This window comes from Streptomyces sp. NPDC002054 (assembly GCF_040296685.1).
In the GTDB taxonomy this organism is placed as follows: domain Bacteria; phylum Actinomycetota; class Actinomycetes; order Streptomycetales; family Streptomycetaceae; genus Streptomyces.
This window is the reverse complement of record NZ_JBEOXT010000015.1, coordinates 82176-107267: the sequence shown is the minus strand read 5'-3', so window position 1 is coordinate 107267 and position 25092 is coordinate 82176. Positions and strand designations below refer to the sequence as shown.

The window sequence follows — 25092 nt, the reverse complement described above, 5'->3', positions numbered from 1 at the left end:
CGCTGTTTAGTGAGTGCTGTGAGTGCTCTGGCCGGAGCCGGAGGTCGCGCCGCGGTACCAGTACTCGAGGGTCAGCACATGCCACAGATGCTTGGAGAAGTCCCGCTGCCCGGCGGCGTCCTCGGCGACCATGCGCGCCAGCGCGTCGCGGCGCAGGAACCCCGAATTGACGAGCACGCCGTCGTGCACCACCTCGCGCACCAGCGGTGCCAGATCCCGGCTCATCCAGGCGCGCAGCGGGGCGCTGAACAGGCCCTTGGGCCGGTACACGATCTCCCGCGGCAGGATCGAGGTGGCCGCCTCCTTGAGGACGGCCTTGCCCTGCCGTCCGACGATCTTGCGATCGCCGGGTACGGCGAACGCCGCCTTGACCACCTCGACGTCCACGTACGGCACCCGCACCTCGGTGGACGCGGCCATGCTGGAGCGGTCCGTGTAAGCGAGGTTCAGGCCCGGCAGGAACATCCTGGCGTCGCCCAGGCACATGCGGTTGACGAAGTCGTCGAGGTCGTTGTCCTGGTAGACGTCCGCGTGCTCGGTCAGCACGTCCTCGACCGTCCCGGCCAGGTCCGGATCGATCAGGGCGAGCAGTTCGTCCTGGTCGTACATGGTGTAGCTGCGCCGGAACGCGGTCTCCTCCGGCAGATCGGCGAAGGAGAGGAACCGCTTCGCGAACCGCACCGACCGGTACCCCCGGCGGGCCGTGGCGACCGGCAGCCGGTCCACGGCCCTGGACACCCCGCGCCGCAGGGGCCGCGGGACGCGCTGGTAGCGCAGCGCGAGCAGGTTGGCCAGGTGCTTGCGGTAGCCGGCGAACAGCTCGTCGGCACCCATCCCCGAGAGCATCACCTTGACCCCGGCCTCCCGGGCGGCCGAGCAGATCAGGAACGTGTTGATCGCGGCGGGGTCGCCGATCGGCTCGTCCAGGTGGTACGTCATCTGCGGCAGCAGGTCGAGCACGTTCGGAGCGATCTCGATCTCGTGCAGGTCGACGCCGAACCGCTCGGCCACCTGCCGGGCATAGCGAAGGTCGTCCGGCATCGCCTCGAACTTGGCGTCCTCGGCGCGGAACCCGATCGTGTAGGCCGAGATCCCGGGCCGGTCGCGAGCCGCCAGCGCGGTCAGGTAGCTGGAGTCGAGACCGCCGGAGAGGAAGGTCGCCACGGGTACGTCGGAGAGCAGGTGGCGTCGGGTCGACTCCTCGACGATGGCGGCCAGGTCCGGCCGCTCGCCGCTCCGGGCCCGTTCCTGCCCCTCGGCGGCGACGTCCCTGAGATGCCAGTAACGGCCGCGCTCCACCCGGCCGTCGGGCCGGCACCGGAGCCAGCTCCCCGGCGGCAGCTTCTCCGCCTCGCGGAACGCGCAGCGCGAGTCCGGCACCCAGTAGTACAGCAGTGAGGCCACCAGCGCCGCGTGGTCCACCTCCAGCGACCCGCCGGTGGCGGCGGCGAGCGCCTTGAGCTCGGAGGCGAACACCAGGCCCTCACCGCGCCGGAGCAGGAACAGCGGCTTGATGCCGAGTTGGTCGCGGGCGAGCACCAGCTCACCGGTTCGCTCGTCGAAGATCCCGAACGCGAACATGCCGCGCAGCCGGGGCAGGCAGTCCGTGCCCCAGCGCCGCCAGGCCTCCAGCAGCACCTCGGTGTCGGAGGTCCCGCGGAAGCGGACGCCGGCGGCTGCCAGTTCGGCACGCAGCTCGGGCGCGTTGTACAGCTCGCCGTTGTACGTCAGGACGAGGCCGTCCGAGACCATCGGCTGGGCGCCGGTATCGGACAGGTCGATGATGGCCAGCCGACGGTGCCCGAGGTGCACTTCGCCGTCACCGGCGGGGTGGCTGTACCGGCCCGCCCCGTCCGGACCGCGGTGGGCCAGGGTATCGGTGAGCCGGTCGGTCACGACCTTCCCGTCCGGCCATCGGTACGTTCCTGCGATGCCACACATGTGTTACCGCGCCTCCTGGTCTGTGTCCGGGACTCGTTGGCCGCGCAGCGCGACGTGCAGCCCGTCCCACAAGGTGCCGTCCGTCCGGTCGAGCGGATCGGGGTCGATCAGCACGACACCGATGACCGGAATGCGCTGGTCCGCCAGCTGCCGCGCCACGGTGTGCAGCCATGCCGCGCTGCCGTGCCCGGCACGTACGACGAGCACCGTCCGGGTGCCGAGGTACTGGAGGTCGGTCCACGCAGTGCCGGGTGCCACCGAGCCGACACCGAGCCGGCGCTCCTGATCCGACACGGCCGCGGCCCCCTCGCCGCTGACCACGGTGGGGTCTCCCGGCTTCGGGCGGAGGCCTGCGAGCTGCGGGCCCGGCAGGCCATCGATGACGACCACCGGCCCCTCTGTCGAGAGCGCCCTGGCGAGGTCCAGGGCGATCACGGTCGTGCTGCGCGCACAGCCCAGTTCCAGCAGAGACACCGGTTCCGCGGAGCCCCGCACGGTGCGGGCCAGGGTCGTGGTGAGCCGTTCGCGGGTCGCCCGGGTCCGTCGGCGCTGCCACGGCCAGGCCGACCGGCGGGGCAGCTCCGCGATGACCGAGGCACCGAGATGCGAGGCGATGTTGCGGCGCAGCACAGGGCGGTCCGCCACCACCGTGCCGACCGCGGCCACCGCGAGCCCGAGGACGAGCCCGAGGACCAGCCCGATCGCGGCATTGGTGGCAGCGGCCCTGGGCAGGGAGTGCTGCATCGCGCGCGGGGCGTCCACGATCTGTGTGCCGGCGATGAGCCGGGGCGTGCCGACGCGCGCTTCCGCGGCGCGCCGGTCGAACTCGGCGATCCGCGAGGTGAGCTCGGCCCGGCGGGCGAAGAGCGACTCCATGTTCGCCGACGCCTTCGGCCCGCTCGCCGGCGATCCGTCCCCGATCGCCTTGTTGACCTGGGCGAGCTCCTCCCGCATACGGTCACGCTGGGCGAGCAGGGTCTTGGCCTCGGCGTCCGCGGCTTCCTGGATCCGCCTCACATGGTCCGCGACGAACGCCTCGGCCAGTGCCTTGGCTCTGGCCACCGCTTCCGTGTCGCTGTCACCTGTCACAGTGATCTGCAGCAGGTTGTTGGTCAAGCCGATACCCCCGTAGTCCTGCATGAAGTCCTCTGGTTTTTCCGGGGACCCGAGGGACTGCAGGGCCTTGCCGGCGATCTGCGTGGTCTGCAGCAGCGCGACGTCGGTACGGATCAGTGTTCCGGGGTCGTTCGGCTGGTCCGCCTGATGCGCGACCAGCACTTTGGTCACCGCGGTCGGCGGCGGCGGCATGAGGACCGCCACCGCCGCGCCGACCAGCAGCCCCAGCAGCGCCACGGAGTACCAGAGGCGGCGGCGCCTGCGCACCGCGACCACCAGCGCCTGCAGGTCCAGCAGCGGAGCGGCGGCCGACGGCTCCGAACTCGTGCTCGTCGTCACGCTGAACCTCGCCTCGCATCGTCGCCACCGGCCCGGACCGTGCCGGCGAGGACGGCGCCGACGACCTCGTACTCGGCGTCCGCACACGCCTCGGCGATGCCGGCGAGCTCCTCTGCGGTCCAGCTGCCCGCGCTGAGTACGACCAGGGCACCGGACTCGTCGTCGTGGTCGGGCACCAGCGGCCGGGACACCGAAACCTCCACCACCCGCAGCAGCTCGCTGTCGGCCTCGGCGACGAGCTGCTTGGCGGCTCGGCGGGCGATCTCGTCGCCGTCCGGGACGACAACCAGCAGCCGCCCGGGGGCCGGCAGCTGGTCCCGAAGGCGGGCGCACACCCGCCGGTAGCGGATCTGTCGGCCGGCCTCGTCGCCGGAGGTCTGCGGGGTCGGTAGGTCCCACCGGACGTCGAGGCCCAGCAGCCGGCGGATCCGGGCCCACGGGCCACGGTCTTCCGGCCGGTGCGCGGGACTTTCACCCGGTACGTCGACGGTACCCAGCAGCGCTGAACCCAGCGCCGCGGCGATCTCCGGTTCGGTGCGCAGCCGGCGATTCATCCGTGCGGCGGTGAGATGGCCGATCACCGCGAGCAGGAAGAACAGCCCCGCCCCGCCGATGATGAGCTGCAGCCTCGTCGGCGGTGCCTCGCCGGCCGGCCGGGCCGCCGGTCCCATGACGACCATATTGGCCTTGCTGGCAGCCGGGTCGACCTGCTCCAGCTTGTTGATGGCCTCCTGCAGCGCGGTGCGCAGCTTGGTGAGCTCGGTGCGGGTCTGCACGCTCTCCACGGTCCGCCCCGGATCGGCCGCCTCGGCCAGGTCGGTGATGCGGCGGCTGGTCTGCACCACCATCTTCCGAAGCGCCTCGGGCCCCGCCGCCGCTTCGGGGTCGGTGTTGTCGCCCGTAATCCGCTCGGCGAAGGTGACGAACTGCCGGGCCGCCTGGTCGGCGAGTTGCTGTGCGCGCTCCGGGGTTTCGGCCGTACCCGAGATCTTGATGATGTTCCCGTCGGAAGCCTTGGCGCTCACCCGGTCTCGCAGTTCGCTGCCGCGGACCCCGGACCAGCCGAGGGTGGCAGCCACGCGGTCCACCACCACCGAACTGGTCGCGATCTCCGTCTGCGTCATCAGCTCGCGCTCCTCCCACGCCCCCGGCAGCAGTACCGACGCCGAGGTCGTGTAACGCGGCGGAAGCAGCAAGGAGGTGCCGAAGCCGACGAGCGCACCCACCAGGGTGAAGAGGGTGAGAAGCCGCCGGCGCCGACGGATAATCCGCCCGATCGTGACCAGGCGTATCGTGTCATCGCTCAACGGTGCGGTCTCCTCCTAGCCCGTCCCGTTCGGTCGCCGGCACCCGAGCGTGGTCACGGCACGCAGCCGCGTAGGCGGCGAGCAGCGACGCTTGCGAGTTCCGCCAGGAGAGCGGCCCGCTGATCCGCTCCTGGCCGATCTTGCCCATCCGGGCCCGCTGCTCCGGATCGTCCAGCAGCAGTGCGATGAGCTTGGCGAACTCGGCCTCGTCGTTGGCCGGCGCGTAGACAGCGGCGTCACCGGCGGAGACCCGCGCCTCCCGGAGGTCGAACGAGACGATCGGCCGACCCATCACCATGTATTCCAGGACCTTGTTCATGGTCGACACGTCGTTGAGCGGATTGCGCGGGTCGGGGGAGAGGCACACGTCCGCGGTGGACAGGTAGCGCGCCAGGTCGGCGTCCGGAATGCGCCCGGTGAACTGCACCTGCTCCGAGAGCCCGAGCTGCCGGGACAGCTCCACCATCGCATCGAAGGTGTCGCCGCCGCCGATGAACACCGCATGCCAGTCGGTCCGCCCGAACTCCTCGCGCAGCTTCGCCAGGGCCCGCAAGGCGTAGTCGACGCCGTCCTGCGGGCCCATGACCCCGAGGTAGCACAGCAGATGGGGCTTGCCGCGCTTCAGCTCCTCCTCGGGCGGTACCGGCTGGAACCGGGCGGTGTCGGGCGCGCTGCGCACCACGAAGACGTCCTCCGGCCGCCGCTTGCCGCGGCGCAGCGCGACATCCCGGTAGCTCTCGTTCGTGGCCAGCACGACGTCCGCGGCCCGGTAGGTCAGCCGTTCCAGCGCGAGCACGGCGCGGTAGAGCAGATCCTTGCCGCGGTCGAACCGGGAGAGGTACAGCTCGGGCACCAGGTCGTGCTGGTCGAAGACGAACCGCGCTCCGCGCCGCTTCAGCCACAGCGCCGGCAGGAACAGCAGGTCCGGCGGGTTGCAGGCGTGGACCACGTCGACCGGGCCGACCTTGCGGGCCAGCCGGAACGTATGCCACAACGCCGTTCCGTACTCCTGCAGGAAGCCGGCCGGCCCTCCGGTGGCCGCGCGCAACGGGTAGCGGTGGATCCGCACCCCGTCGATCTCCGCCTCCGGTTCCCTGTCCCGCTTCTCTCCCTGGGGACAGATGACATGCACCGTCCAGCCCGCGTCGCGCAGTGTCGTGCACTCCTGCCACACCCGCCGGTCGAAGGGCACCGACAGGTTCTCCACCAGGATCAGCGCGCGCCGGGCCGCCCCGGCGCCGCTCTTTGCATTACCAAGCAAGGCCCATGTACCCCGGTTCGGCCCGGCGCGCCTCGGCGTCGGGAAGGCGGATGAGGTCGACGATCACCGGGCTGGCGCCATGGGGCAGCGCCGACAGCACGGCCGGATCCTTGGTCCCGACCAGGCACACCTCGGCATGCTCGAGTACCTCGTCAACGGAGTCCGTCAGCAGCTGCGCGAGGTGCGGCAGCCGGGTCTCGATGTACTCGCGGTTCGCGCCGAGCAGCCGGGAGAGGTTCACATTGGGGTCGTAGATCCGCAGGTCGTACCCCTTGCCGAAGAGTCTCTCCGCCAGCTCGACGAGCGGGCTCTCGCGGAGGTCGTCGGTACCGGGTTTGAAGGACAACCCGAACAGGCCCACTCGACGCTTGCCGGCGCGCTCCACCAGTTCCACCGCGCGCTGCAGATGGTCGGAGTTGGAGGGCAGGACGTGGGCGAGGATGGGCACCGAGATGTCGGCCCGCCGCGCCGCGTGGACCAGGCTGCGCAAGTCCTTGGGCAGGCAGGAGCCACCGAAGGCGAAGCCGGGCCGCAGGTAGGCGGGGCTGATGTTCAGCTTGCGGTCGGCCAGGAACACGTCCATCACCTGGTGCGAGTCCACCCCGAGCGCCTGGCACACCGCGCCCAGCTCATTCGCGAAGCCGATCTTGACGCTGTGGAAGGCGTTGTCCGCATACTTGATCGCCTCGGCCGTCGGGATCGGCACCCGGAACACCTCGCCGGGCAAGCCGTCGTACAGGGCCTCAACCACGTCGCCGCTCGCCGGGTCGAACTCGCCGATGACGGTCTTGGGCGGGTCGAAGAAGTCCCGCACGCTCGTGCCCTCGCGCAGGAACTCCGGGTTGACCGCGACCCCGAAGTCCACCCCGGCCGTGCCGCCGAGGTACTTCTCCAGGATCGGTACCAACAGATTCAGGCAGGTGCCCGGGAGCATGGTGCTGCGGAACACGACGGTATGCCGCCCACCCCGCTCGGCCACCGCGGCACCGATTTCCTCGGTGACCCGCTCCAGGTACGTGGTGCACAGACTGCCGTTGGGTTCCGACGGCGTGCCCACGCAGACCAGCGACACCTCGCTGTTCATGATCGCCTCGCGGACGTCGGCGGTGGCCCGTAATGCTCCGGTCTTCACGACCTCGGCGATGAGCTCGCCGATCCGCTCCTCGACCACCGGGGCCTTGCCGTCGTTGACCAGGTCGACCTTCACCTGGTTCACGTCCACACCGATGACCTCGTGACCCAGGCTGGCCAGGCACGCGGCCGACACACAACCCACATAGCCCAGCCCTAAGACGCTGACCTTCATGACCCGTTCCTCCCCCAGGGCAAGCCTCTTTGGCCTGCCATTCGCGAGCCGACCGGACGACGTTCCCCGCGCATCAGTAGGCCCCCTGGCCCTGAAGCACCGCACGCAGGGTCTTCCACAAAATCACCGTGTCAAGGGCGAGCGACCAGTCCTCCACATACCGCAGGTCCAGTCGGACAGCCTCCTCCCACGGCAGGTCGCTGCGTCCGCTGACCTGCCACAGGCCGGTGAGCCCGGGCTTGACCAGCAGCCGACGCCGGATGTCCGGGTCGTACGCAGCGCACTCCTCCGGTAACGGAGGCCGCGGACCGACGAGCGACATCGATCCGGTGAGCACGTTGAAAAGCTGCGGGAGCTCGTCGATCGAGTACCGGCGCAGCATCGTGCCCACCCGGGTCACCCGCGGATCCCGGCGGAGCTTGAACAGCAGGCCGGCGCCCTCGTTGCGGTCGGCCAGCTCGCCACGTGTTCCGTCGGCCCCGGGGACCATGGTGCGGAACTTGACGATGGTGAACTCGCGGCCGTCCTTGCCGACCCTGCGCTGGCAGTAGAACACCCGACCCGGGCTGTCCATCATCACGAGCAGCCCGACGAGCACCATCAGCGGCGCGAACAGCAGCAGCAGGACCGCCGCGCCCACCCGGTCGACGACCTCCTTGACCGCCCGGGGACCCCCGGTGAAGTTCGGCATGCTGACCCGCAGCAGCGGGATCCCGAGCACCGCGTCGACGTGCAGCCGCGGGCCGGCCACCTCCATCAGCACCGGGGCCACGACCATGTCGGCATCGCTGCCTTCGAGGTTCCAGGCCAGCCGCTGCAGCCGGTCCGGTGACCAGTGCGGGTCCGGTGTGACCGCGACGACACGATAGCCGTCGCGGCGGACGTGGCCTGCGACCGCCGTCAGCCGGCCGACGACCGGCACTCCGTCCAGCTGGTCACCGTCGAGCCCGAGACCATCCGGCGTGCACACCGCCTCCACCCGCCAGCCGAGATGCGGGAACTTGCGGGTCCGGGTGATCAGGTCGTGCACGGTATCCAGGCTCCCGGCAGCGAGCACCGGGCGCAGGCACCGTCCTTCCTTCCGCTGTTTGTGCAGCCAGAGGCGCAGCAGATACCGCTCGGTCATGGTGATGAGCGTGATCGCCGGTATCGCGACGAAGATCCAGAGCTTGATGTTGTGCGAGGTGAGGGCGATTCCGCCGAGCGCCAGTACGACGGCCGCCGTGAACAGTGAGCGTCCGAGCCGACGGAATTCCTCGGCGCCCTGGCCGAGTACGGCCGGAGCCCACGCCCGGCCCACCGCAAGCGCTCCCAACACCAGCAGTTCGGTGCCGAATGCGAGAATTCCCCACTTCTCGTGCCAGTTGGCCGCGTCCCTGGCGCCGAAGAAGACGCCGATCGCCGCCACCACTAAGGCGGTGGCCACGGTATCGCTGGTGATCACGGTCCGGCGGTAGCGCTGCTCCCAATCGATCGCGGGCTGGTTGACTTTCCCGTTTGCCGGCCGCCCGCGCGTCCCCGGAAACGGGCTGGCTAATTCCCTCTGCTGCACAGGACCCCCCCAGGTCACCAGTGGTTCGGCGTGTTCGCCTCGCACTGTTCCTCCTTCGGGAGGCCCCACCTCCCCCCGAATGGCATAGCCCTCCCACGGCCCTTTCGGGCACCAGGAGTTGATCACTTGCCGAAAGATCATTTAGATCAAAATGTGTCGCCTCGTGCCCGAACATCCGAAGCACGCGTCAATCTAGACCATCGGGGCCCATTCGGAGAGGGGATGTGTACAACTTGCGCTGAAGTTGCGAAGGCGGCTCCACGGACGGGTGATGGCCAGTGGGTGCCTTGACGACGGTGATGTGCCGTGTGACCTGTGACGACGGGAGTTATCCGGGCTTCGCAGAGGGCTCCCCGTGCTGCCCCGAAGCGGAGCTTCGGGGCAGCACGGGGAGCCCTCATCACGGCAGTGGGCCCGCGATTGCCGTGAGCGCGGTGAGGTGGCGGCGGTAAGCAGCTGTTCCGTCCTCGGTCAGGCGCAGCCAGGTCCGCGGCCGACGTCCGACTTGTCCCTTCTCGACCGTCACCCAGCCCGCTTCTTCCAGGCGCGAGACCTGTTTCGACAACGCGGAGTCGGTGATCTCCACGAGGTCCCGCACGTAGGCGAACTCTGCCTTCTCCACGGCAGCGAGGGCTGCGACGATCGACAGACGCACCGCCGAAGCCAGCAGGGGCTCGAGTGCATGGCGCGGGTGAGGGCCTTGTCCTGCGCCCGCCGGGGCTGCTTCCGGCGTCATACGGCGCGTGCCTCCCGCCAGGCTGCCGCCGCGGCCGGCAGCGCACATGCGAGGGCAGCCACGGCCGCGAAGGCGACACTGTCCATGAAGACCGTGAAACCGAGCGCGAGGGACAAGACGTAGGCAGCCGCCCAGGCGCCGATCACCCTGAGGTGCCGGCCGCCGTAGCCGCGCGGGACTACGGGCTGCCGCGTTGCGAACAGGGACAGCCCCATGACCACGAGGGCATTCGTCAGTGTGCTGACCAGGGTCCCCGTCGGCCCGTGCCACAGCAGCACGGCGGGAACCAGGACAAGCTGCCAGACGGCGAACAGCCACAGGTAGCCGACGTACCAGCGGCTTCGCACCCGCGCGGTCGCCTCGATCCGCGCCATCCCCTTCAACACCGTGGCCGCATCGACCTGTTCGTGCATGGCACACCCCTCCCGTTGTCGCTGGGGCATCCACTTGTCTGCCCCAGCATCTACTTGCCAGGTTAGCAACTACATGCCGAGGCAGGAACTTTGGCTTCGCCTCACTGAGCCAGGCGGTCCCAGAACGAGCAGTGGTGTGCGGAATACGCATCGACGGGGTGGATTCCGCCGGGTCCGGGAGCCAACGACTGCACCGACTGCGGGTGGAGGAGAGGCCAGAGCGGGGCGTTGGGGGTGTTCGGGTTGCCGGTGCGCGCGAAGTTCGTCCAGTAGTCGACCATCCGGTCCGACAGGGCGCGCTGGGCGCCGGTCAGCGGTCGCTCGGTGGGCAGGGAGGAGAACAGGAACGGCATCTCGAAGCCGTGTGCCGCGCCGTAGGGGAAGCCCGGGTTTGCCGGCAGGCCGGCGAGGACAGGAGCATCCGGATCGCTGAACTCGTAGCCGTAGAGGGGGAGTCCGGGGGCATGAGCGGCGATGGTCCGGCCGGCTGCCAGTGTGGTGCAGGTGAGGGATCGATCGGTCAGCACCGCGGCCCAGGCCAGTGCGGGCGTGGGGTGGTGTGCTGCCGGATACTGCGCCTCGACGGCCGGGGCAGCGGGCCCGAAGGCGTCCACCAGACGGGCGCGGTAGTCGTTCTCGGTGCGGATCGGGAACGCGGCGAGCGACAGGCCGACGAACATCCGCATCTCATCGCGGTTGGTGCCCAGGACGACCGGCACACGGTGGAAGCGTCCCGAGGCCAACGCCTGGTCCGGTGCCACCGGCAGCAGCGCATTGCCGAAGGCGGGCCGGTTGAAGGACTGCATCAGCTGTGCGGTGGCGAGGCGATCCGTGCTCTGCCCGCGCAGGCACGCCAGTACCTCGTCTCCGCCGCCCGCTGTGCAGCCCACCTGCCGGGCGGCTTCTGCACCGGCCGTCTGGACATCGGCCTGTGACGCGAACGGCTGGTACGCCGGTGTTCCGGGTCCGAGCGCGCCGCGTGGGAAGGACATGAGGCAGGAACCGCTCTGGAGTACGGCCCGCTGGAAGAGCCCGACGGCCGTCGGCGAGGTGAGGTGTGCACAGATGCTCAGGGCGCCTGCGGACTCGCCGAACAGCGTGACACTGCGCGGATCACCGCCGAAGCGCTCCGCGTTCGCCCGCACCCAGCGCAGGGCGGCTTGCTGGTCCGCCAGGCCGAACGGTGGGGCGGAGCCCAACCCGGGGTGGCCGAAGTAACCGAAGATCCCCAACCGGTAGTTGACCGTGACGACGACCGTGTCACCCCGGACCGCCAGTTGTTCAGCGCTGTAGTCGCTGCCGGAGCCGCCCAGGAAGGCACCGCCGTGCATCCACACCAGCACGGGCCGCTTCTGCCCGGCCGGCTTCGGCTTCGCCTTCGGTTTCGGCGTCGGCACGGTGACGTTGAGGTAGAGGCAGTCCTCCGACCCGAGGACCGAGCCCGCGCCCGTGCCCGCACCTGGTGTCGGCATCTGCACACAGCGTTGAGCCGGCTTCGTCGCATCCCGGACGCCGGGCCAGGTGGCGGCGGGCGCCGGAGCGCGCCAGCGCAGCGGTCCGGTCGGCGGCGCAGCGTAGGGAATGCCGTCGAAGGTGGTGTACGAGCCGTGTGACACGCCGCGTACCAGGCCGTGGTCGGTCCGTACGACGGTAGGGCTCTGCCCCGCGGCGGTCGCCGGTACGGCGGTGGCCATGAGCAGTGCCACCGCGCAGAGCAGGGGGAATTTCGGGAACATGCGCACCCGCCGTTCTTGGTCGGGGAGGGGATCGGACGAGGCCGGTCAGTGATCAATACGCTAGGACCTCCCGCGCGCTGGAGGTTCAAGAGGCTGTGACGCACGACACGTGGAGCATCGGTGAGCTCGCGGCCGGAACGGGGGTTCCGGTGAAGACCCTCCGCTACTACTCCGACAGCGGTCTGCTGCCCGTGGCCGCCCGTAGCACCGGTGGTCATCGGCGCTACGGTCCTGACGCGTGGGAGCGGATCCGTCTCATCCGACGCCTACGGGCGCTGGACACCCCGATCGCGACCATCACGCAGGTGGTCACCGGTGAGTGCTCCCTCGGTGAACTGGTGTCGACCGAGCTCGAAATGGTGCAGGAACGATTGACCGAACTGCGGTGGCGCGAGGCCACGCTCAAGTCCCTGGACGACTGCGCGGGCGAGGAACGGCTCCGGCGTCTGGAGATCCTCTCCCGCGTGCAGCGGCTCCCGGAGGCGCAGCGCACTCTCACCGATCACTGGTATCGCGAGCTGTCCGCGGCCATGCCCAAGCGCCGGCTCGACATCATGATCGCCATGCTGTCGCCCGACCCGCCCCGGGACCCCGATCCCGGTTCGGCCCTGGCCTACGCCGAGCTTCATCTGCTCATCTCCACGCCCAGTTTCACCCGCTGGACCCAGGACCACGACGAAGAGATGAGGGACGCCCCGGCCTTCTACGGGGAGATCGACGATGCTGCCGCTCTGACGGCCGCCGCTCTGGCCCAGGGGCTGCCGCCCAGCGCCGGGGATGCGGTGAACGCTTTCGTATCCGCCCACGCACGAGCCCGGCGGGAGTCGGACACCCCCGCCTTCCGCGCATATCTGCACGGGCTGGTGTCGAGGTCATCCGGCTTCGACCCCCGCCTGGAACGGTATTGGGCCCTGGTCGGCACCGCCACCGGCGGGCGCGTGCTGAACATGACGGTGGCTCATCGATGGCTGACCGACGGACTGTCGATCTCGATAGCCGAGAATGCACCTTCGACGTCGAGGGGCCCGAGCTCCAAGAAACCTACGACTGGGCACGACAGCTGAGGGAAGCGGTGACGACGAAGTCCTCGTCGTCAGGGCTGAGCAGGCGGGGTCGTGTGCGATGACCGGCCCCGTGCTGTTTGAGCCCCGTACGACGCTTCGGTTCCTTCTTCGCCGTAGCGGTTGGTGGCGTCGAGTTCGTCTTCGGTGAAGGAGAGGGTCTCCGCGTCGTCTGCCGGGGCTTCCCGGTCCGTGCCCTCGGCCCGGTGGTGCCTCCCGCTGGGTACGGCGGATGGCATTGCTGCGCGCCCCGGTGCGACCGCACGAGTGGCCAGCATGGCGCTGCAGGCCCTGGTCCGCAATCCGCTCGCCGACCCGATGCTGCTCGGGGTGTCCTCGGTCGCCTCGGTCGGGGCGGTGACCGTCCTCGTGCTGAACGTCAGCCTGTTCACCTTGGTCGCCCTGATGATCGGCACCATCGTGGCCGTCAGCGGCCAGATCGGCTTCGTCGGCCTGATCACGCCGCACGTCGAGCTGCGGCTCATCGATACGAACGCGTCGAGGCAACGCTTGCCCGATACATTCGCGCGCCGGAGTAGTCCTGACGCGCAGGCTAAACGCCAGTGCGATATCCGAAGAGGTGTTTGTCCTGAACTGGCCTTGGCCAGAGGGAAGTTAAGGGATACTAGTTGCCCTCATTCCGCCTGAATAGAAGGACGAGACTCAGTGGCAAGCCCCCTCACCAGGAACCAGTGGATCTTGATCGTGGTTCCGATCGTTGCGGCCATCATCACCGTGATCGGCACGCTGATGGCAGGTTCGTCAGGGGATGAGACGAACAACAACTGCACCGGCTCGTCACAGTGCGGCGACGGCAACAACCGTGTCGAGAACGGACCGCAGCCCAGTGCGAGCTAAGGCTGTGAAGGCATCGGCCCTGATGGGGATGGTCGTCCTCCTTGCGACGCTTGTCGGTTGCTCGACGAGCGAGACCAACAACAACTGCACCGGCTCGTCACAGTGCGGCGACGGCAACGGGCGAAACGAGGAAGCGAAGCCGACCGCCAGCCTGGAGTTGGAGAAGGTCACGGCGGAGTTGAAGGATGGGATTCCCATCGAGAGAAAAAACGCTCTCGATGACTCCACGTCAGAAAAAGGGAGCGGCAGAGGTGTCCACATCGACGTTACGGCAAAAAACCTCGGCAAGGCTCCCGCGTTCATCTCTAAGGCAACTATGACGTTTCGCAAGTCCGGCTACCCTGAGCCGTGCTATGGCATCGGCGGGCAGCTCCTGACTACGGCCACCTACGGTTTCATTATTCCGGACAGCCAGCCGGCCGAGGCCGCTACTGATGGACGCCCTCGGCTGCATAAGGTTCCCTTCTCCCTCTCCAAAGAGCTGACGCACGAGATTCCCCCCAACAAGTACGAGAAATTTACGCTGACCGTTGGCCCGGAAACCATTGTGGAGGGGGGTAACCCGTGGTTCGGCGTTCTCGACATCACGTTGGAACACGACGGCGGCCAGAAGCTGAAGATTGGCCCAATTGCAGTCGTCGACTCGGGGGGCAATCCCGCATTCTTCCCCGACTGGAGAAAAGGCAAGGCTCCATGGTATATCGAAGAGGAGCAAGTCGCTGGATGTACGAAGCGGAATGCGGAGATGGTTTCCGAGGTGATGCGTACACCCAAACTCGTCCCGTCCAAGGAGTTTTCCAGCCTCGACGCGGCCCTGGCTAAGTACCTCTAAAGCGGGTCGACACCAGATCATCCCAGGCTCTTTCAATCGGGGAGAGAGGCGGCGAATGTCCGGGGTCGCCACCGCATCCACTTGGGTGCGCGCTTTGCTGCTCGCAGGTTGCGTTTGAGGTCGGCGATCACGAGCTCGTCGGGGTTCAACTCGGGCGAGTGCGACGGCAGGAAGCGCAGCTCGACCTGGTTGGGGTGATCGGCCAGCCAGTCGCGGACCGCGCGGGAGCGGTGGGTGGAGTGCCGGTCCACCACGAGGTGGATTTTGCGGTCGAAGTGGCTGGAGAGACGGTCGAGGAACCGGCACATCACGCTCGCGTCGAAGTTCTCGGTGAACACCATGAAGTGCATGCGGCCCTTCGTGCTGATCGCTGACATAGCGTTCACCGAGATCCGGTTCCCGGTCCGCCGCACGATCGGGGGTGTGGCCCCCGCTCGCCCCACGCGCGGCCGATGACCTGGTCGGAGCGGATGCCGACCTGATCCGCGAACAGGACCTCGCCGCCCTCAGCCTTCGCTTTCACGCGGATCGCCGCCGTGTCTCTTCCAGCCAGACCCGCACCGCCTCCGGGTCCCGCTCGATCGCCTGCTTGTCGGGCCGCTGGAGCGACAGTCCCCACCTCTTGAGGTACTTCCCCACCTCCGGCTCGGTCAGCATCACCCGGTACAGCTTCGCGATCAGCACGCCGACCTGGCCACGAGTCCACAACTGCCCCGAAAGCCCCACGTCACAAGGACGGTGACCGAGTACCACCTGGCGAAGCGCCGCCTGCTCGGCTTCCGACAGCACCTGATGCTCACCCACACGCTTGCCCGCGGGCGAGCGGTCAGAGCCTCACGTCTCCTGCGCCGACGGCGGCAGATGCCGCGCGTCCCCCACCAGATCGCGCACACCCACTACAATGACCCAGAATCCCAACCGTTTCGGATTAATAGTCCAATTCGTCGAAGGCTGGCACGGCCGGCCGTACGTACGACAAACCGCTCCGCCGCACCCGCGAGTACGTCGACATCGTCCGCAAGGCGGTGGCCCACGCAACCCGCGTCGAACACGACGGCCGTCTCTACCAGCTGCCCTACCGCGGTCCCGGCTCCAGCGGACAGGCCCGCGCGGTCAAAGCCGACTTCACGCCCCTGCGTCCGCACACCCTGGCCCTGATCAGCCTCGTCCCGTTTGTGCCCGCCATGGCCTACGCCGCACAGCTGCGCGCCGCCGGAGAGACCCGCGCGGTCCTGTTCGCCTCGGTCACCAGCGACTACCTCCTCCTGGTGCCGCTCGGCTGGCTGCTCGGTGTGCACGCCGGCCTCGGCCTGCCGGGCCTCTACCTCGCCTGGACCGCATTCGGGATCCTCTACGCCGCCATGCTCCGCAGAAGCCACCTGCGAGGACTCGGCCGCGGCGGCGCACCGTCACGGACGTCGGCATCCGGCGGCCGGTGCTCTTCCTTATTGCACCTATATTGCAGTTGCAAGAGTTAGGCAAAAGGAGGCGTTATGGCCGGGCCGGTGGTGCTGGGGATCGAGTCGTCGTGCGACGAGACCGGGGCGGGCATCGTTCAGGACGGGAAGCTGCTCGCGCACGTGGTGGCGACGAGCATGGACGAGCACGCCCGCTTCGGCGGGGTGGTGCCGGAGATTGCCGCACGCGCTCACCTGCACTCCTTCAACCCGGTGGTCAGGCAGGCCCTCGACCAGGCCGGGCTGCGGGTGGGGCAGATCGACGCGGTCGCCGTCACCACCGGACCCGGTCTGTCCGGGGCCCTCCAGGTGGGGCTGGCCGGGGCGAAGTCCCTGGCCTATGCGGCGGGGGTGCCGCTGTACGGCGTCCACCACCTGGCCGGCCATGTCGCCGCCGACACCCTGGAGCACGGCCCGCTGCCCGACCCCTGTGTGGTGCTGATCGTCTCCGGCGGCCACACCTCGCTCCTGCTCGTACGGGACCTGGTCCGCGAGCCGATCCTGCACCTGGGCGACACCCTGGACGACGCGGCCGGCGAGTGCTTCGACAAGGTCGCCCGGATCCTGGGCCTGCCGTATCCCGGCGGCCCCGCCATCGACAGGGCGGCGCGGGCGGGGGACCCGAAGGCCGTGGCCTTCCCGCGCCCGCTGACCCGGCCCGGCGACGACCCGTACGCCTTCTCCTTCTCCGGCCTCAAGACGGCCGCCGCCCGCTGGGTCGAGCAGCATCGGCAGCGCGGCGAGGAGGTGCCCGTCGCGGACGGGGCCGCCGCACTCCAGGAGGCCGTGGCCGATGTGCTGACCCGCAAGGCCATGGCGGCCTGCCGCGCGTACGAGGTGAAGACGCTCGTCGTGGTCGGGGGAGTGGCTGCCAACTCCCGCGTCCGCGCCCTGGCGGAGAGGCGGTGCGCCTCGGCCGGGATCGAGCTGCGCGTCCCGCCCATGACCCTGTGCACCGACAACGGCGCGATGATTGCCGCCGTCGGCGACCTCCTGGTCCGCTCCGGCGCCGAACCGGCCCCGCTCGATGTATCCATCGACCCGTCCGCACCGCTCGAGTACGCGTCCCTGACCCCGCTCGCCCGCCCCGCGATGACCAGTAGTTGAAATTATTCATTCAAGATCTTGATGTCTGTTCACCTCTATGCCAGATTCGGCGCAGCACACGCCGGAATCGCTGCGGGAGAGGTCATCACCATGCCGGTCCAACACGCCCCTGCGGAACGACTCGCAATGGAAAAACGCACCATCGAGGTCATCCCGGACGCCGAGCGGCACGGCACGCCGCGCAGCCAGTTCACCCTCTGGTTCGGCGCCAACATGCAGATCACCGCGATCGTCGACGGCGCGCTGGCGGTGGTCTTCGGCGCCGACGCGCTGTGGGCGATACCCGCGCTGCTGATAGGCAACGTGCTCGGTGGCATCGTGATGGCGCTGCACTCCGCGCAGGGGCCGCGGCTCGGCGTCCCGCAGATGATCTCCAGCCGCGCGCAGTTCGGCGTCTACGGCGCGATCCTGCCGCTGCTGCTGGTGATCCTCATGTACCTCGGCTTTGCCGCGACCGGCAGTGTGCTGGCCGGGCAGGCGGTGTCCGAGATGCTGCACATCGACAACACGGACGCCGGCATCCTGATCTTCGGCGCGCTGACCGCCGTGGTCGCCGTCACCGGCTACCGGCTCATCCACATCGCCGGCCGCATCGCGACCGTCGTCGGCGTGCTCGGCCTCGGCTACCTGCTGGTGCGGGTGTTCACGCAGTACGACGTCGGCGCGCACATCGGCAACAAGGGCTTCGAGGCGGCGACGTTCCTGCTCGCCGTGGGGCTCGGCGCCGGATGGCAGCTGACCTTCGGCCCGTACGTCGCCGACTACTCGCGCTACCTGCCGCGCGACACCAGCACGCGCGCGACGTTCTGGGCGACGTTCGCCGGATCCGTCATCGGCTCCCAGTGGGCCATGACGCTCGGCGTGCTCACCGCGGCGGTCGCGGGCAAGGCGTTCCTGCCCGACCAGGTCGGCTTCCTCGGCGACCTGGCTGGCCCGGCGTTTCTCGCAGTCCTCATCTACCTGGTGATCGTGGTCGGCAAGCTGACCGTCAACTGCCTGAACGCGTACGGCGGCTTCATGTCGATCCTGACCACCGTCACCGCCTTCAACGGCCGCTCGCGCATCTCGGCCGTCGCACGCGCCGCCTACATCGTCGGCTTCATCGCGGTGTCGATGGTGATCGCGCTCGCCGCCAGCGACGACTTCCTGACCAACTTCAAGAACTTCGTGCTGCTGCTCCTGATGGTGTTCACCCCGTGGAGCGCGATCAACCTGGTCGACTACTACCTGGTCTCCCGCGAACGCGTCGACATCCCCGCCCTCTACGACCCGGACGGCCGCTACGGGCGCTGGAACGTCACCGCGCTGACCTGCTATGTCGTCGGCGTCGCCGTGCAGATTCCGTTCCTGGCCACCAAGCTGTACACCGGCGCGATCACCAAGAAGCTCGACGGCGCCGACATCTCCTGGATCGTCGGGCTGCTGGTCACCTCGGTCCTGTACGGGCTGTGGGCGCGGCGCACCGCCAACCCGCCTGCCGAGACCATCCACCCGCCGCAGCCCGCGCCCGTGGCAGCGGCGCCGGTCGGCTGACCCGGGTCACCCCGCCGGAGTGACATCCGCCCACAGGGCGGCGGCGCCGGGCGAGAGCGGTGTGACCGCTCCGCCCGGCGCCTTGTCGTTTACGTCCCACCACACGCCCTGACCGGACGCCAGGACATGCCCGTCGGGGCCCGCCTGCCAGTGGCCGCGCAGCACATAGAGCACACCGGCGTGCCCGGCGGGCAGCACGACCGGGCCGGCGACCTTATCCACCCGGGCCGTCCAGTGGCTGCGCCGCACCATGATGTTGAGCACCCGGCAGGAGCCGCCCGGCAGTTGGGCGGTCAGGGCGTGGTCGCCGGAGAACCCGAACGGCTCGCCCGGGCGCGACAGCAGCCGGTCGAACACCCTGGGGCAGGCCAGCCGTACGCCGTCGCCCGCCAGCAGGGTGAGCGTCCGGTCGACGCCCGGGAAGGCCGAGAACGGCCCGTCCCGGTCGATGTCGGCGACACTCGCGCGCCATCCGAACTCCTCGGTGCCAGTCGGCGACGAGGCAATCTCCCTCGTGGCGCCCCCGCCGTTGCGCCACCGGCCCGCCGTCAGTGTCTCGACATCGAAGCGGTGCATGGGCGGGCTCCTGACCTGCGTGCGGACTGCCGAAGCAGTCTATGCGGCCCCGCCGCGCGGGTGGCGGGGAACTGCTCTAGCGTCGAAGGGAGGGGAGGAGTCCGGGCCCATGTGCTCGGAGCCGTTCCCAACGCCAACACGCCAACGTGGAGAGCAGGTGCGTCCCATGCGCACGTCGACCCGACTCGCCGGAGTCCTCACCGGCCTGACCCTCGCCCTCGGCGGCGCCGCCGCCCTCACGGCCCCCGCTGCCCACGCGGACGTCACGGCCTGCATCAACCAGGTCGAGCGGGAGTTGCAGGGAGGCGAGGCCCCGGCCTCCATCCGCACGGCGTGTTCCGTCGGAATGGGCGGCGACCAGAAGCAGTGCGTGACCGGCCTGACCACGGGCGGTGTGACCAACGGGACCGCGGTGAGCGCCTGCAGAGTGGCCGCCCAGTAGGAGTTCCCGCTCAGTGGGGGCAGCGCGACCATCTCGGAGAGCAGGTGCGTCCCATGCGCATGTCGACCCGTACCGCTGGTGTCCTCACCGGCCTGATACTCGCCCTCGGAGGCGCCGCCCTCGCCGCGCCCGCCGCCCATGCGGACATCCCCGCCTGCACGGACATCGTCGAGCGCGCGGGGATCGACGTCACCGCGTCCGTCACGGCGGCCTGCAACCGCGGCGTGGTCAGCGATCTCAACGGCTGTGTGACCGGGCTGACGGACGCCGGCGTGCCCATCGGCTTCGCCAACGCCGCCTGCCGGGTGGCGCCCCAGGAACCGCGCTAGCCCTGCAGTGCGCGGGTGAGGGCTTCCTGGAACGCCGTGGTGTGGTCGGCCGGTGGATCGTCGGCGAAACCGGGGCTGTGGAACGCGAAGCGGGCGGTGTTCCCGGTCCGGAAATGGCGCCAGCCGGAAGGAGCCAGCCGCTCGGCGACCGCTGAGCCGTCCGCGGTGGTGACGCACGCGAAGGGGACCCCCTGCCCTCGGTTCAACAGGCGCATGCCGTGCTGCGCGCACCACGCCCGCAGACCGTCGTCCACGTCGATCACGGCCCGGTTGAAGATCCTCCCCTCCGCCTCGCACAGCGCCCGCTCCGCGGTGCGCAGCGGGTCCAGCGACTGGGCGCCGGACTCGGCCACGCCGAGCACGCGGTGTACGTGCTCCAGCTCCGGCCGGCTGCTGCGTACGAGTGCGAGCCCCAGCCCCACCGCCAGGCCCAGGTGCTTGTGCAGGGGCGCGAGCACGACATCACCGCGGGAGAGCGCTGCCGAGGTGAGGGCCGTGCCCAGGGACTGGGCGGCGTCGACGATCCGGACCCCGGCCCCGACTTCCCCGTCCCCGTCTTCGGCCAGGTTGTCGACGGTGCCGGTGAGTGGGGACACATGGGTCCGCAGTTCCCACTCCGCGTCCGGGCCGCCGCGGGGGAGGATCCCCGCGTAGGCCGGATAGTGCCGGTCGTCCGGACCGCAGGTGCGCACCGTACGGCCGGAGGCGCTCGCCGCGAACAGCACCGCCAGCAGGCTCGAGGTGGTGTTGTGGACCAGGTACGGGGTGAAGTCGGCCGCGCGCAGCTCCTGCCGCAGCCGCTCCGTGACCGCAGCGCGCAGGGCCGCGGCCTCGGCGAAGTGGTGCCGTGCGAGGCCGGGCTCCTGGAGCCCGGGGTGGAGGGCGGCGGCGTCCAGAGCGCCCATCAGCCGCCGGTCCGATCCGCGCCGGTACGGCAGCAGGTCAGGTCGCGCAGCACCGCGGCGACGTCGGCGTCCGCCGCGCGAACCCGTAGGACGTGTCCGGCGCGTTCGAGCCCGGGCAGGCCGTCGCCGACGACGACCGCGATGTCGGCCAGGCCCAGCATCTCCTGATCGTTGAGATCGTTGCCGAGCACGGCCACCGGGTGTGTATCTGTACCGGGCAACGCCGCGAGGGCCGCCGCCTTTGTCGCCCCGGCGCAGGTGACGTCCACGACCCCGTCGGCATGCGCGCACACCTCGAGCGCCGGCCCGGCCGCCGCGCGCAGCTTCGCCACGGCATCGGCCGTCCGCGGCGGGTGCACGCTCAGCTTCACCACCCCCTCCAGGGAGGGCACCTCCCCCCGGCCCAGCTGGGCGCGGTCGGGGTAGTCCATCCACGGGAATCCGGTGCCGCTCACCACGAAGCTGTCGCCGTAGTCGAGGTAGAAGTCGGCCTGTTCGGCGAGCAGGCCGTCGACCACGGTGCGCAGCACGTCGGCGGGCAGGGGGACCCGACGGGTCACGGTGTCGCCCTGCACGGTGACCGCGCCGTTGCAGCAGATCAGCGTGGCCCGGTCGGCGAGCGGGCCGAGCAGCCGCCGGGTGCCGCGCGGAGCCCGGGAGGTCGCGTACACAAGGTCCACGTCGCCGCGGTCCGCGAGTTCGGTGAGGGCCTCGGTGACGGCCGGGCCGGGGCCCCGGCCGTCGAAGGACAGCGTGCCGTCGAGGTCCGCCGCCACCGTGCCGACGCGGCCGGGCGCACCGGCGGCCTCCCGCAGAATCCCCCGGGCACACAGCTCCGGCACGACGAACCGGCTCAGTACGGAGCCGAGTTCGATGCCGCTCGCCCGGAACCCGGCATCGACCCAGGCGACCTCCTCGATCTCGGCGCACGGCTCGGCCACACCGTCCGCCTCGACGAGGAAGGCCTCGATCTCCACGGTGGTCGAGGCCTCCAGGGCCGACCGGTCGCTGAACGTGCCGAAGTGACGCCAAGAGCGCACCCGCAACCCGGTTTCCTCGGCGAGTTCCCGGGTGAGGGTCTGCTCGGACGTCTCGCCTGGCTCGCGTTTGCCACCGGGGGAGAGGAACACGGACGTTCCGCGCTTGCGGACCGCGAGCAGGAGGCCGCCGCGGACGACGACCGCGGCGACCTTCCGGATCGTCCTCACGCCGGGACCGCCGCCAGTTCACCGACGGAGGCGGAGGCGGACGCGGAGACGGTGAGGGCGCTGCCGGAGAAGAAGTCGATGATGTCCCGGCTGAGCGCCTCCTTCTCCTTGAGGTAGTTGAGGATGGTGTCGTCGGAGGGAGTGGAGAAGCTGTCCCCGAAGATGGAGACGCCCTCCAGCGACTTCGTCGACAGGCCGAGCTGGAGCAGGCGGTACTTGACGTCGTCCTGCGACTGGGCGAACTCGTAGACGGGGCTGTTGTACTCGAGGCCGTACTCGTTCAGGAAGTTCACGAAGTACTCCTTCGCGACGGGCCGCTGCTCGGGGAACTCCTGCTGGTAGGCGGCGATTCCGTCGTTGACGACGCGGATGCCGTTGCGCCGGCAGTAGTCGATCACGTGCGCGTGGATGGCGATCTTCTCGCCCAGGAGGACGAGGTTCTTGCGGTGGGTCAGGATGTCCTGCTCGAGGTTCTCGATCGCGATGCTGCGGAACGCGCCGCTGGTGTCCTGCACCACGTGGGTGACGACCAGGTCGCCGAACCGCGCGCGGAGCTCGGCGACGCGCAGGGCGAGGATGTCCCGGTGGAGCGAACAGCCGCTGTTGCCGCTCCAGAGATGGACGGGTATGCCCTGCAGCATCAGGACGGAAGCGGCGAGCGTGCTGTCACGGCCGCCGGTGAACATGACCAGCTGGGGCTCGGGCTGAGCGGACGTCATGGAAGAAGCCATGGAAGTCATGGATTTCAACTTTCTTGATGGACTGTCATTTTTTGAACCGGCTCTGCTGTTGAGCCGGGAGTGCCCTGCATCCGTCGCGCGTTACGGGACAGGACGGCCAGGGACGCGACGCCGGCCACGAGGATGCAGGCGGCCGAGATGTACATCCCGGCTTCCGGCCCCTGGGCGCCGCCGGCCAGCGGGACCGCGCCGAAGGCGGTGACCAGCGCCAGGCCGACCGCGCCGCCGACGTTCTGGAAGACGGTCAGCAGGGCGGAGGTCGTGCCGTGTTCCTGGGGGCGTACCGCGCTCACCGCCATGATCGACGCCGCCGGGTAGCACAGCGCCACTCCGGAACCGATGGCCAAGGTGGCGGGCAGCAGCCCCTGTGCGTACGGGAGTTGGAAGCCGACCGCGCCCAGATAGCCCAGTGCACAGGCCACCAGGGCCATTCCCGCGGCCAGTACCCGGCCGGGGCCGAAGCGGGTGACCAGGCGACCGCCCCACATCCCGACCGCCGCGTTGCTGATGCTCTGCGGTGCGAGGGCGAGTCCCACGGCGAACTCGTCGTGGCCGCGGTTCAGAGCCAGCTCGAGTCCGGTCAGGTACATGGAGGCGACGATCGCCGCGAACAGGCCCGCCAGCGCGACACATCCGACGATCACTCGGGGCGAACGCACCACGCCCGCCGGGAACATCCGGGTTCCGCGCCGCCTGCCCCGGTGGACCAGCAGCGCCGCCAGGCCGGCCGCGGCTGCGAGCAGGCCGCCGCTCGCCCACAGGGACGTTTCGCCGATGCTGCCGACCGTACCGACGGCCAGGATGACGGAGGCGGTCAGGGCCACCGCCGACACGGCGTCGACGCGAGCGCCGGTACCGGGGGCGGAGTCGATGGTACGGGTCACCACCAGCACCGCGACCACCAGGGGGACGTAGACCAGGAAGCTGGCCCGCCAACCCAGTTGGGTCACGAGGAACCCGGGGATGACGAGTCCGAGTGTGAACCCGGCGGCTCCCATCGAGCCGTAGAGGGCCAGTGCCTTGTTGCGCAGTCGACCCGGCGGCAGATTGGCCGTGATCAGGGCGATGGCCGCGGGTGCGCTGAAGGCCGCCCCCGCGCCCTGGACGAAGCGGCCGAGGACCAGCCACCAGCCCGAGGTGGCGGCGGCGCACAGAACGGAGCCCAGGCCGAACACCCCGACGCCGATCATGAACATCGCGCGCCGGTCCCACGCATCGACGAGCCGGCCGGCCGCGGGCAGCAGGCCCGCGTAGGCGACGAGGAAGATGCTCGCGGTCAACTGGAGCTGTACGGGGGTGAGGTGCAGGCTGCTGCCCAGCGCGGCGATCTGCACGTTGATGCTGGAGGAGCTCATGCCCTCCAGCAGCAGCACCGAGCAGATGAAGCCGATCCGCCACCACGAAACGTCCGTTGCCACGGCCTCGTTCGGCGGCTGTTTTTCCTCTTGCATGGTCTCAGAGGGAGAAGAGCTGTTCCAGGGCGACCGCCACGCCGTCCTCCTCGTTGGAGGCCGTGTGCCGGGACACCGCCGACAGGACGCTGGGGTGGGCGTTGGCCACCGCGTACCCGGTTCCCGCCCAGGTGAGGATGGACAGGTCGTTGGGCATGTCGCCGAAGGCGACCACCTCGCCGGTGTCGATCCCGCGGTCGGCGCACAGGGCGGACAGGGTGCCCGCCTTGGTGACGCCGGAGGCGCTGATCTCCAGCAGCCCGCTGCCGCCTGAGTGGGTGAACTGCGCCACCGAGCCCGCGGCGCGCTCCGCGGTGGCGAGCATGCTGTCGGCGTCGACCGCGTCCGACCATGCCAGGAGCTTGACGATGGGGGCCTCGGACTGCCACAGGTCGTCCACGCCGGGGACGGCGAACTCCGCGTCCGCGTCCTCGGGAAGGCGGTGGCCGTATCCCGGGGCGAACAGTACGCGGTGGCCGGTCTCGACGGCGAAGCCGATGCCGGGCACGGTTTCCGACAGGGCTTCGGCCGCCCGCCGCGCGGAGTCGATGGGGAGCGCGCGGGAGGAGACCACGCTGCGGGACGTCATGTCGTACACGATGGCGCCGTTGCTGCACACGGCCGTGCCCGCGAGGCCGTAGGCCTCGATGAGCGCGTCGACGTAGCGGGGCGGCCGAGCCGTCACCAACACCACTTCCGCGCCGGCTTCGGTGGCTCCCTTGAGCGCCCGCCGGGTGCGCTCGGAAATCTTTCCGTCCTTGCGCAGAAGGGTTCCGTCGAGGTCGGTGGCAATCAATCGGTGAGGAATCATTCGCGCATCGTACCCAATGCTCGATTAAACGCCACCGGTGGCTGGTTCGATTTTCTCGGGATGCGTCAATGGCGA

At 69.7% G+C, this 25092-nt stretch carries 25 protein-coding genes and 1 pseudogene; 9 read left to right on the top strand and 17 right to left on the bottom strand.

Translation table 11 applies throughout. The features are described from left to right. Positions 1-6: 6 nt before the first annotated feature. The 9 genes and pseudogenes from asnB to ABT123_RS16390 form a co-directional block, all read right to left on the bottom strand. Complete coding sequence (gene asnB / locus ABT123_RS16430; RefSeq protein WP_351314193.1) at positions 7-1941, bottom strand: asparagine synthase (glutamine-hydrolyzing); 1935 nt, start codon at positions 1939-1941, stop codon at positions 7-9. Between the two features lie 3 nt (positions 1942-1944). Continuing rightward, a complete protein-coding gene (locus ABT123_RS16425; protein WP_351314190.1) occupies positions 1945-3396 on the bottom strand; it encodes a Wzz/FepE/Etk N-terminal domain-containing protein in 1452 nt (483 codons plus the stop codon). Then, positions 3393-4703: a Wzz/FepE/Etk N-terminal domain-containing protein gene (locus tag ABT123_RS16420; RefSeq protein WP_351314187.1), complete on the bottom strand. Its 1311-nt coding sequence runs from the start codon at positions 4701-4703 to the stop codon at positions 3393-3395. Before ABT123_RS16420 ends, ABT123_RS16425 begins: the two co-directional genes overlap by 4 nt. Further along, positions 4700-5964, bottom strand: a pseudogene (locus ABT123_RS16415) (glycosyltransferase family 4 protein). The gene ABT123_RS16420 and the pseudogene ABT123_RS16415 overlap by 4 nt, the downstream one beginning before the upstream one ends. Then, complete coding sequence (locus ABT123_RS16410) at positions 5954-7270, bottom strand: nucleotide sugar dehydrogenase (RefSeq protein ID WP_351314181.1); 1317 nt, start codon at positions 7268-7270, stop codon at positions 5954-5956. The pseudogene ABT123_RS16415 and the gene ABT123_RS16410 overlap by 11 nt, the downstream one beginning before the upstream one ends. Before the next feature lie 73 nt (positions 7271-7343). Next, on the bottom strand, positions 7344-8822 hold the full coding sequence (locus ABT123_RS16405; protein ID WP_351314365.1) for a sugar transferase: 1479 nt from the start codon (positions 8820-8822) through the stop codon (positions 7344-7346). 400 nt (positions 8823-9222) lie between these two features. Continuing rightward, entirely contained in the window at positions 9223-9477 is a 255-nt protein-coding gene (locus ABT123_RS16400; protein ID WP_351314178.1) for a winged helix-turn-helix domain-containing protein, read from the bottom strand. 77 nt (positions 9478-9554) lie between these two features. Further along, positions 9555-9971 (bottom strand): hypothetical protein, encoded by a 417-nt coding sequence (locus tag ABT123_RS16395; protein ID WP_351314176.1) that lies wholly within the window; start codon positions 9969-9971, stop codon positions 9555-9557. Between the two features lie 101 nt (positions 9972-10072). Next, the gene (locus tag ABT123_RS16390) at positions 10073-11707 is read right to left on the bottom strand and encodes a carboxylesterase/lipase family protein (RefSeq protein WP_351314173.1); all 1635 of its coding nucleotides are present in this window, start codon (positions 11705-11707) and stop codon (positions 10073-10075) included. Between the two features lie 95 nt (positions 11708-11802). Between ABT123_RS16390 and ABT123_RS16385 the strand changes: the two genes are divergently transcribed. The 4 genes from ABT123_RS16385 (at position 11803) to ABT123_RS16370 (ending at position 14458) form a co-directional block, all read left to right on the top strand. Continuing rightward, on the top strand, positions 11803-12771 hold the full coding sequence (locus ABT123_RS16385) for a MerR family transcriptional regulator (RefSeq protein WP_351314170.1): 969 nt from the start codon (positions 11803-11805) through the stop codon (positions 12769-12771). Positions 12772-13044: 273 nt separating this feature from the next. Continuing rightward, positions 13045-13416 (top strand): iron chelate uptake ABC transporter family permease subunit, encoded by a 372-nt coding sequence (locus ABT123_RS16380; RefSeq protein WP_502970971.1) that lies wholly within the window; start codon positions 13045-13047, stop codon positions 13414-13416. An 18-nt stretch (positions 13417-13434) separates the two neighbouring features. Next, on the top strand, positions 13435-13626 hold the full coding sequence (locus tag ABT123_RS16375) for a hypothetical protein (RefSeq protein WP_351314167.1): 192 nt from the start codon (positions 13435-13437) through the stop codon (positions 13624-13626). A 22-nt stretch (positions 13627-13648) separates the two neighbouring features. Continuing rightward, complete coding sequence (locus ABT123_RS16370; RefSeq protein WP_351314164.1) at positions 13649-14458, top strand: hypothetical protein; 810 nt, start codon at positions 13649-13651, stop codon at positions 14456-14458. A 32-nt stretch (positions 14459-14490) separates the two neighbouring features. Here the strand turns inward: ABT123_RS16370 and ABT123_RS16365 are convergent, their stop codons facing one another. Further along, on the bottom strand, positions 14491-14901 hold the full coding sequence (locus ABT123_RS16365) for an IS630 family transposase (RefSeq protein WP_502970970.1): 411 nt from the start codon (positions 14899-14901) through the stop codon (positions 14491-14493). Between the two features lie 76 nt (positions 14902-14977). Further along, a complete protein-coding gene (locus tag ABT123_RS16360) occupies positions 14978-15262 on the bottom strand; it encodes a helix-turn-helix domain-containing protein (RefSeq protein ID WP_351314158.1) in 285 nt (94 codons plus the stop codon). Between the two features lie 221 nt (positions 15263-15483). Between ABT123_RS16360 and ABT123_RS16355 the strand changes: the two genes are divergently transcribed. From ABT123_RS16355 to ABT123_RS16345, 3 genes are all read left to right on the top strand, one after another. Continuing rightward, positions 15484-15936: a hypothetical protein gene (locus ABT123_RS16355; RefSeq protein WP_351314156.1), complete on the top strand. Its 453-nt coding sequence runs from the start codon at positions 15484-15486 to the stop codon at positions 15934-15936. A gap of 15 nt (positions 15937-15951) precedes the next feature. Beyond that, positions 15952-17022: a tRNA (adenosine(37)-N6)-threonylcarbamoyltransferase complex transferase subunit TsaD gene (gene tsaD / locus ABT123_RS16350; RefSeq protein ID WP_351314153.1), complete on the top strand. Its 1071-nt coding sequence runs from the start codon at positions 15952-15954 to the stop codon at positions 17020-17022. A gap of 90 nt (positions 17023-17112) precedes the next feature. Then, positions 17113-18555 carry a purine-cytosine permease family protein gene (locus tag ABT123_RS16345; RefSeq protein WP_351314150.1) on the top strand — a complete coding sequence of 481 codons (1443 nt, stop codon included), beginning with the start codon at positions 17113-17115 and terminating at the stop codon, positions 18553-18555. A 6-nt stretch (positions 18556-18561) separates the two neighbouring features. Here ABT123_RS16345 and ABT123_RS16340 read toward each other — a convergent pair whose 3' ends face one another. Continuing rightward, positions 18562-19131 carry a HutD/Ves family protein gene (locus tag ABT123_RS16340; RefSeq protein ID WP_351314147.1) on the bottom strand — a complete coding sequence of 190 codons (570 nt, stop codon included), beginning with the start codon at positions 19129-19131 and terminating at the stop codon, positions 18562-18564. A gap of 166 nt (positions 19132-19297) precedes the next feature. Here ABT123_RS16340 and ABT123_RS16335 point away from each other — a divergent pair, with 166 nt between their 5' ends. Both ABT123_RS16335 and ABT123_RS16330 read left to right on the top strand, forming a co-directional pair. After that, positions 19298-19573: a hypothetical protein gene (locus ABT123_RS16335; protein WP_351314145.1), complete on the top strand. Its 276-nt coding sequence runs from the start codon at positions 19298-19300 to the stop codon at positions 19571-19573. 53 nt (positions 19574-19626) lie between these two features. Further along, on the top strand, positions 19627-19902 hold the full coding sequence (locus ABT123_RS16330) for a hypothetical protein (protein ID WP_351314142.1): 276 nt from the start codon (positions 19627-19629) through the stop codon (positions 19900-19902). On the opposite strand, the gene ABT123_RS16325 is transcribed toward ABT123_RS16330, so the two are convergent. The 5 genes from ABT123_RS16325 to ABT123_RS16305 are packed head-to-tail and all read right to left on the bottom strand — an operon-like array spanning position 19899 to position 25017. Beyond that, positions 19899-20807 (bottom strand): DUF6024 family protein, encoded by a 909-nt coding sequence (locus ABT123_RS16325; RefSeq protein ID WP_351314139.1) that lies wholly within the window; start codon positions 20805-20807, stop codon positions 19899-19901. The genes ABT123_RS16330 and ABT123_RS16325 overlap by 4 nt on opposite strands. After that, the gene (locus tag ABT123_RS16320) at positions 20807-22015 is read right to left on the bottom strand and encodes an HAD hydrolase family protein (protein WP_351314137.1); all 1209 of its coding nucleotides are present in this window, start codon (positions 22013-22015) and stop codon (positions 20807-20809) included. Before ABT123_RS16320 ends, ABT123_RS16325 begins: the two co-directional genes overlap by 1 nt. Next, on the bottom strand, positions 22012-22734 hold the full coding sequence (locus ABT123_RS16315) for a hypothetical protein (RefSeq protein WP_351314134.1): 723 nt from the start codon (positions 22732-22734) through the stop codon (positions 22012-22014). The genes ABT123_RS16320 and ABT123_RS16315 overlap by 4 nt, the downstream gene beginning before the upstream one ends. Before the next feature lie 26 nt (positions 22735-22760). Then, positions 22761-24206, bottom strand: a complete 1446-nt coding sequence (locus tag ABT123_RS16310) for an MFS transporter (RefSeq protein WP_351314131.1) — start codon at positions 24204-24206, stop codon at positions 22761-22763. A gap of 4 nt (positions 24207-24210) precedes the next feature. Continuing rightward, positions 24211-25017: an HAD family hydrolase gene (locus ABT123_RS16305; protein WP_351314128.1), complete on the bottom strand. Its 807-nt coding sequence runs from the start codon at positions 25015-25017 to the stop codon at positions 24211-24213. Positions 25018-25092 lie beyond the last annotated feature (75 nt).

What these genes read in the sequence shown, in the direction of transcription:
- asnB (WP_351314193.1), bottom strand. Translation starts at nt 1,941, where the DNA reads ATGTGTGGCATCGCAGGAACGTACCGATGGCCGGACGGGAAGGTCGTG.
- ABT123_RS16410 (WP_351314181.1), bottom strand. Translation starts at nt 7,270, where the DNA reads ATGAAGGTCAGCGTCTTAGGGCTGGGCTATGTGGGTTGTGTGTCGGCC.
- ABT123_RS16395 (WP_351314176.1), bottom strand. Translation starts at nt 9,971, where the DNA reads ATGCACGAACAGGTCGATGCGGCCACGGTGTTGAAGGGGATGGCGCGG.
- ABT123_RS16390 (WP_351314173.1), bottom strand. Translation starts at nt 11,707, where the DNA reads ATGTTCCCGAAATTCCCCCTGCTCTGCGCGGTGGCACTGCTCATGGCC.
- ABT123_RS16380 (WP_502970971.1), top strand. Translation starts at nt 13,045, where the DNA reads ATGGCGCTGCAGGCCCTGGTCCGCAATCCGCTCGCCGACCCGATGCTG.
- ABT123_RS16370 (WP_351314164.1), top strand. Translation starts at nt 13,649, where the DNA reads ATGGGGATGGTCGTCCTCCTTGCGACGCTTGTCGGTTGCTCGACGAGC.
- tsaD (WP_351314153.1), top strand. Translation starts at nt 15,952, where the DNA reads ATGGCCGGGCCGGTGGTGCTGGGGATCGAGTCGTCGTGCGACGAGACC.
- ABT123_RS16345 (WP_351314150.1), top strand. Translation starts at nt 17,113, where the DNA reads ATGCCGGTCCAACACGCCCCTGCGGAACGACTCGCAATGGAAAAACGC.
- ABT123_RS16340 (WP_351314147.1), bottom strand. Translation starts at nt 19,131, where the DNA reads ATGCACCGCTTCGATGTCGAGACACTGACGGCGGGCCGGTGGCGCAAC.
- ABT123_RS16335 (WP_351314145.1), top strand. Translation starts at nt 19,298, where the DNA reads ATGCGCACGTCGACCCGACTCGCCGGAGTCCTCACCGGCCTGACCCTC.
- ABT123_RS16330 (WP_351314142.1), top strand. Translation starts at nt 19,627, where the DNA reads ATGCGCATGTCGACCCGTACCGCTGGTGTCCTCACCGGCCTGATACTC.
- ABT123_RS16325 (WP_351314139.1), bottom strand. Translation starts at nt 20,807, where the DNA reads ATGGGCGCTCTGGACGCCGCCGCCCTCCACCCCGGGCTCCAGGAGCCC.
- ABT123_RS16315 (WP_351314134.1), bottom strand. Translation starts at nt 22,734, where the DNA reads ATGACGTCCGCTCAGCCCGAGCCCCAGCTGGTCATGTTCACCGGCGGC.
- ABT123_RS16310 (WP_351314131.1), bottom strand. Translation starts at nt 24,206, where the DNA reads ATGCAAGAGGAAAAACAGCCGCCGAACGAGGCCGTGGCAACGGACGTT.
- ABT123_RS16305 (WP_351314128.1), bottom strand. Translation starts at nt 25,017, where the DNA reads ATGATTCCTCACCGATTGATTGCCACCGACCTCGACGGAACCCTTCTG.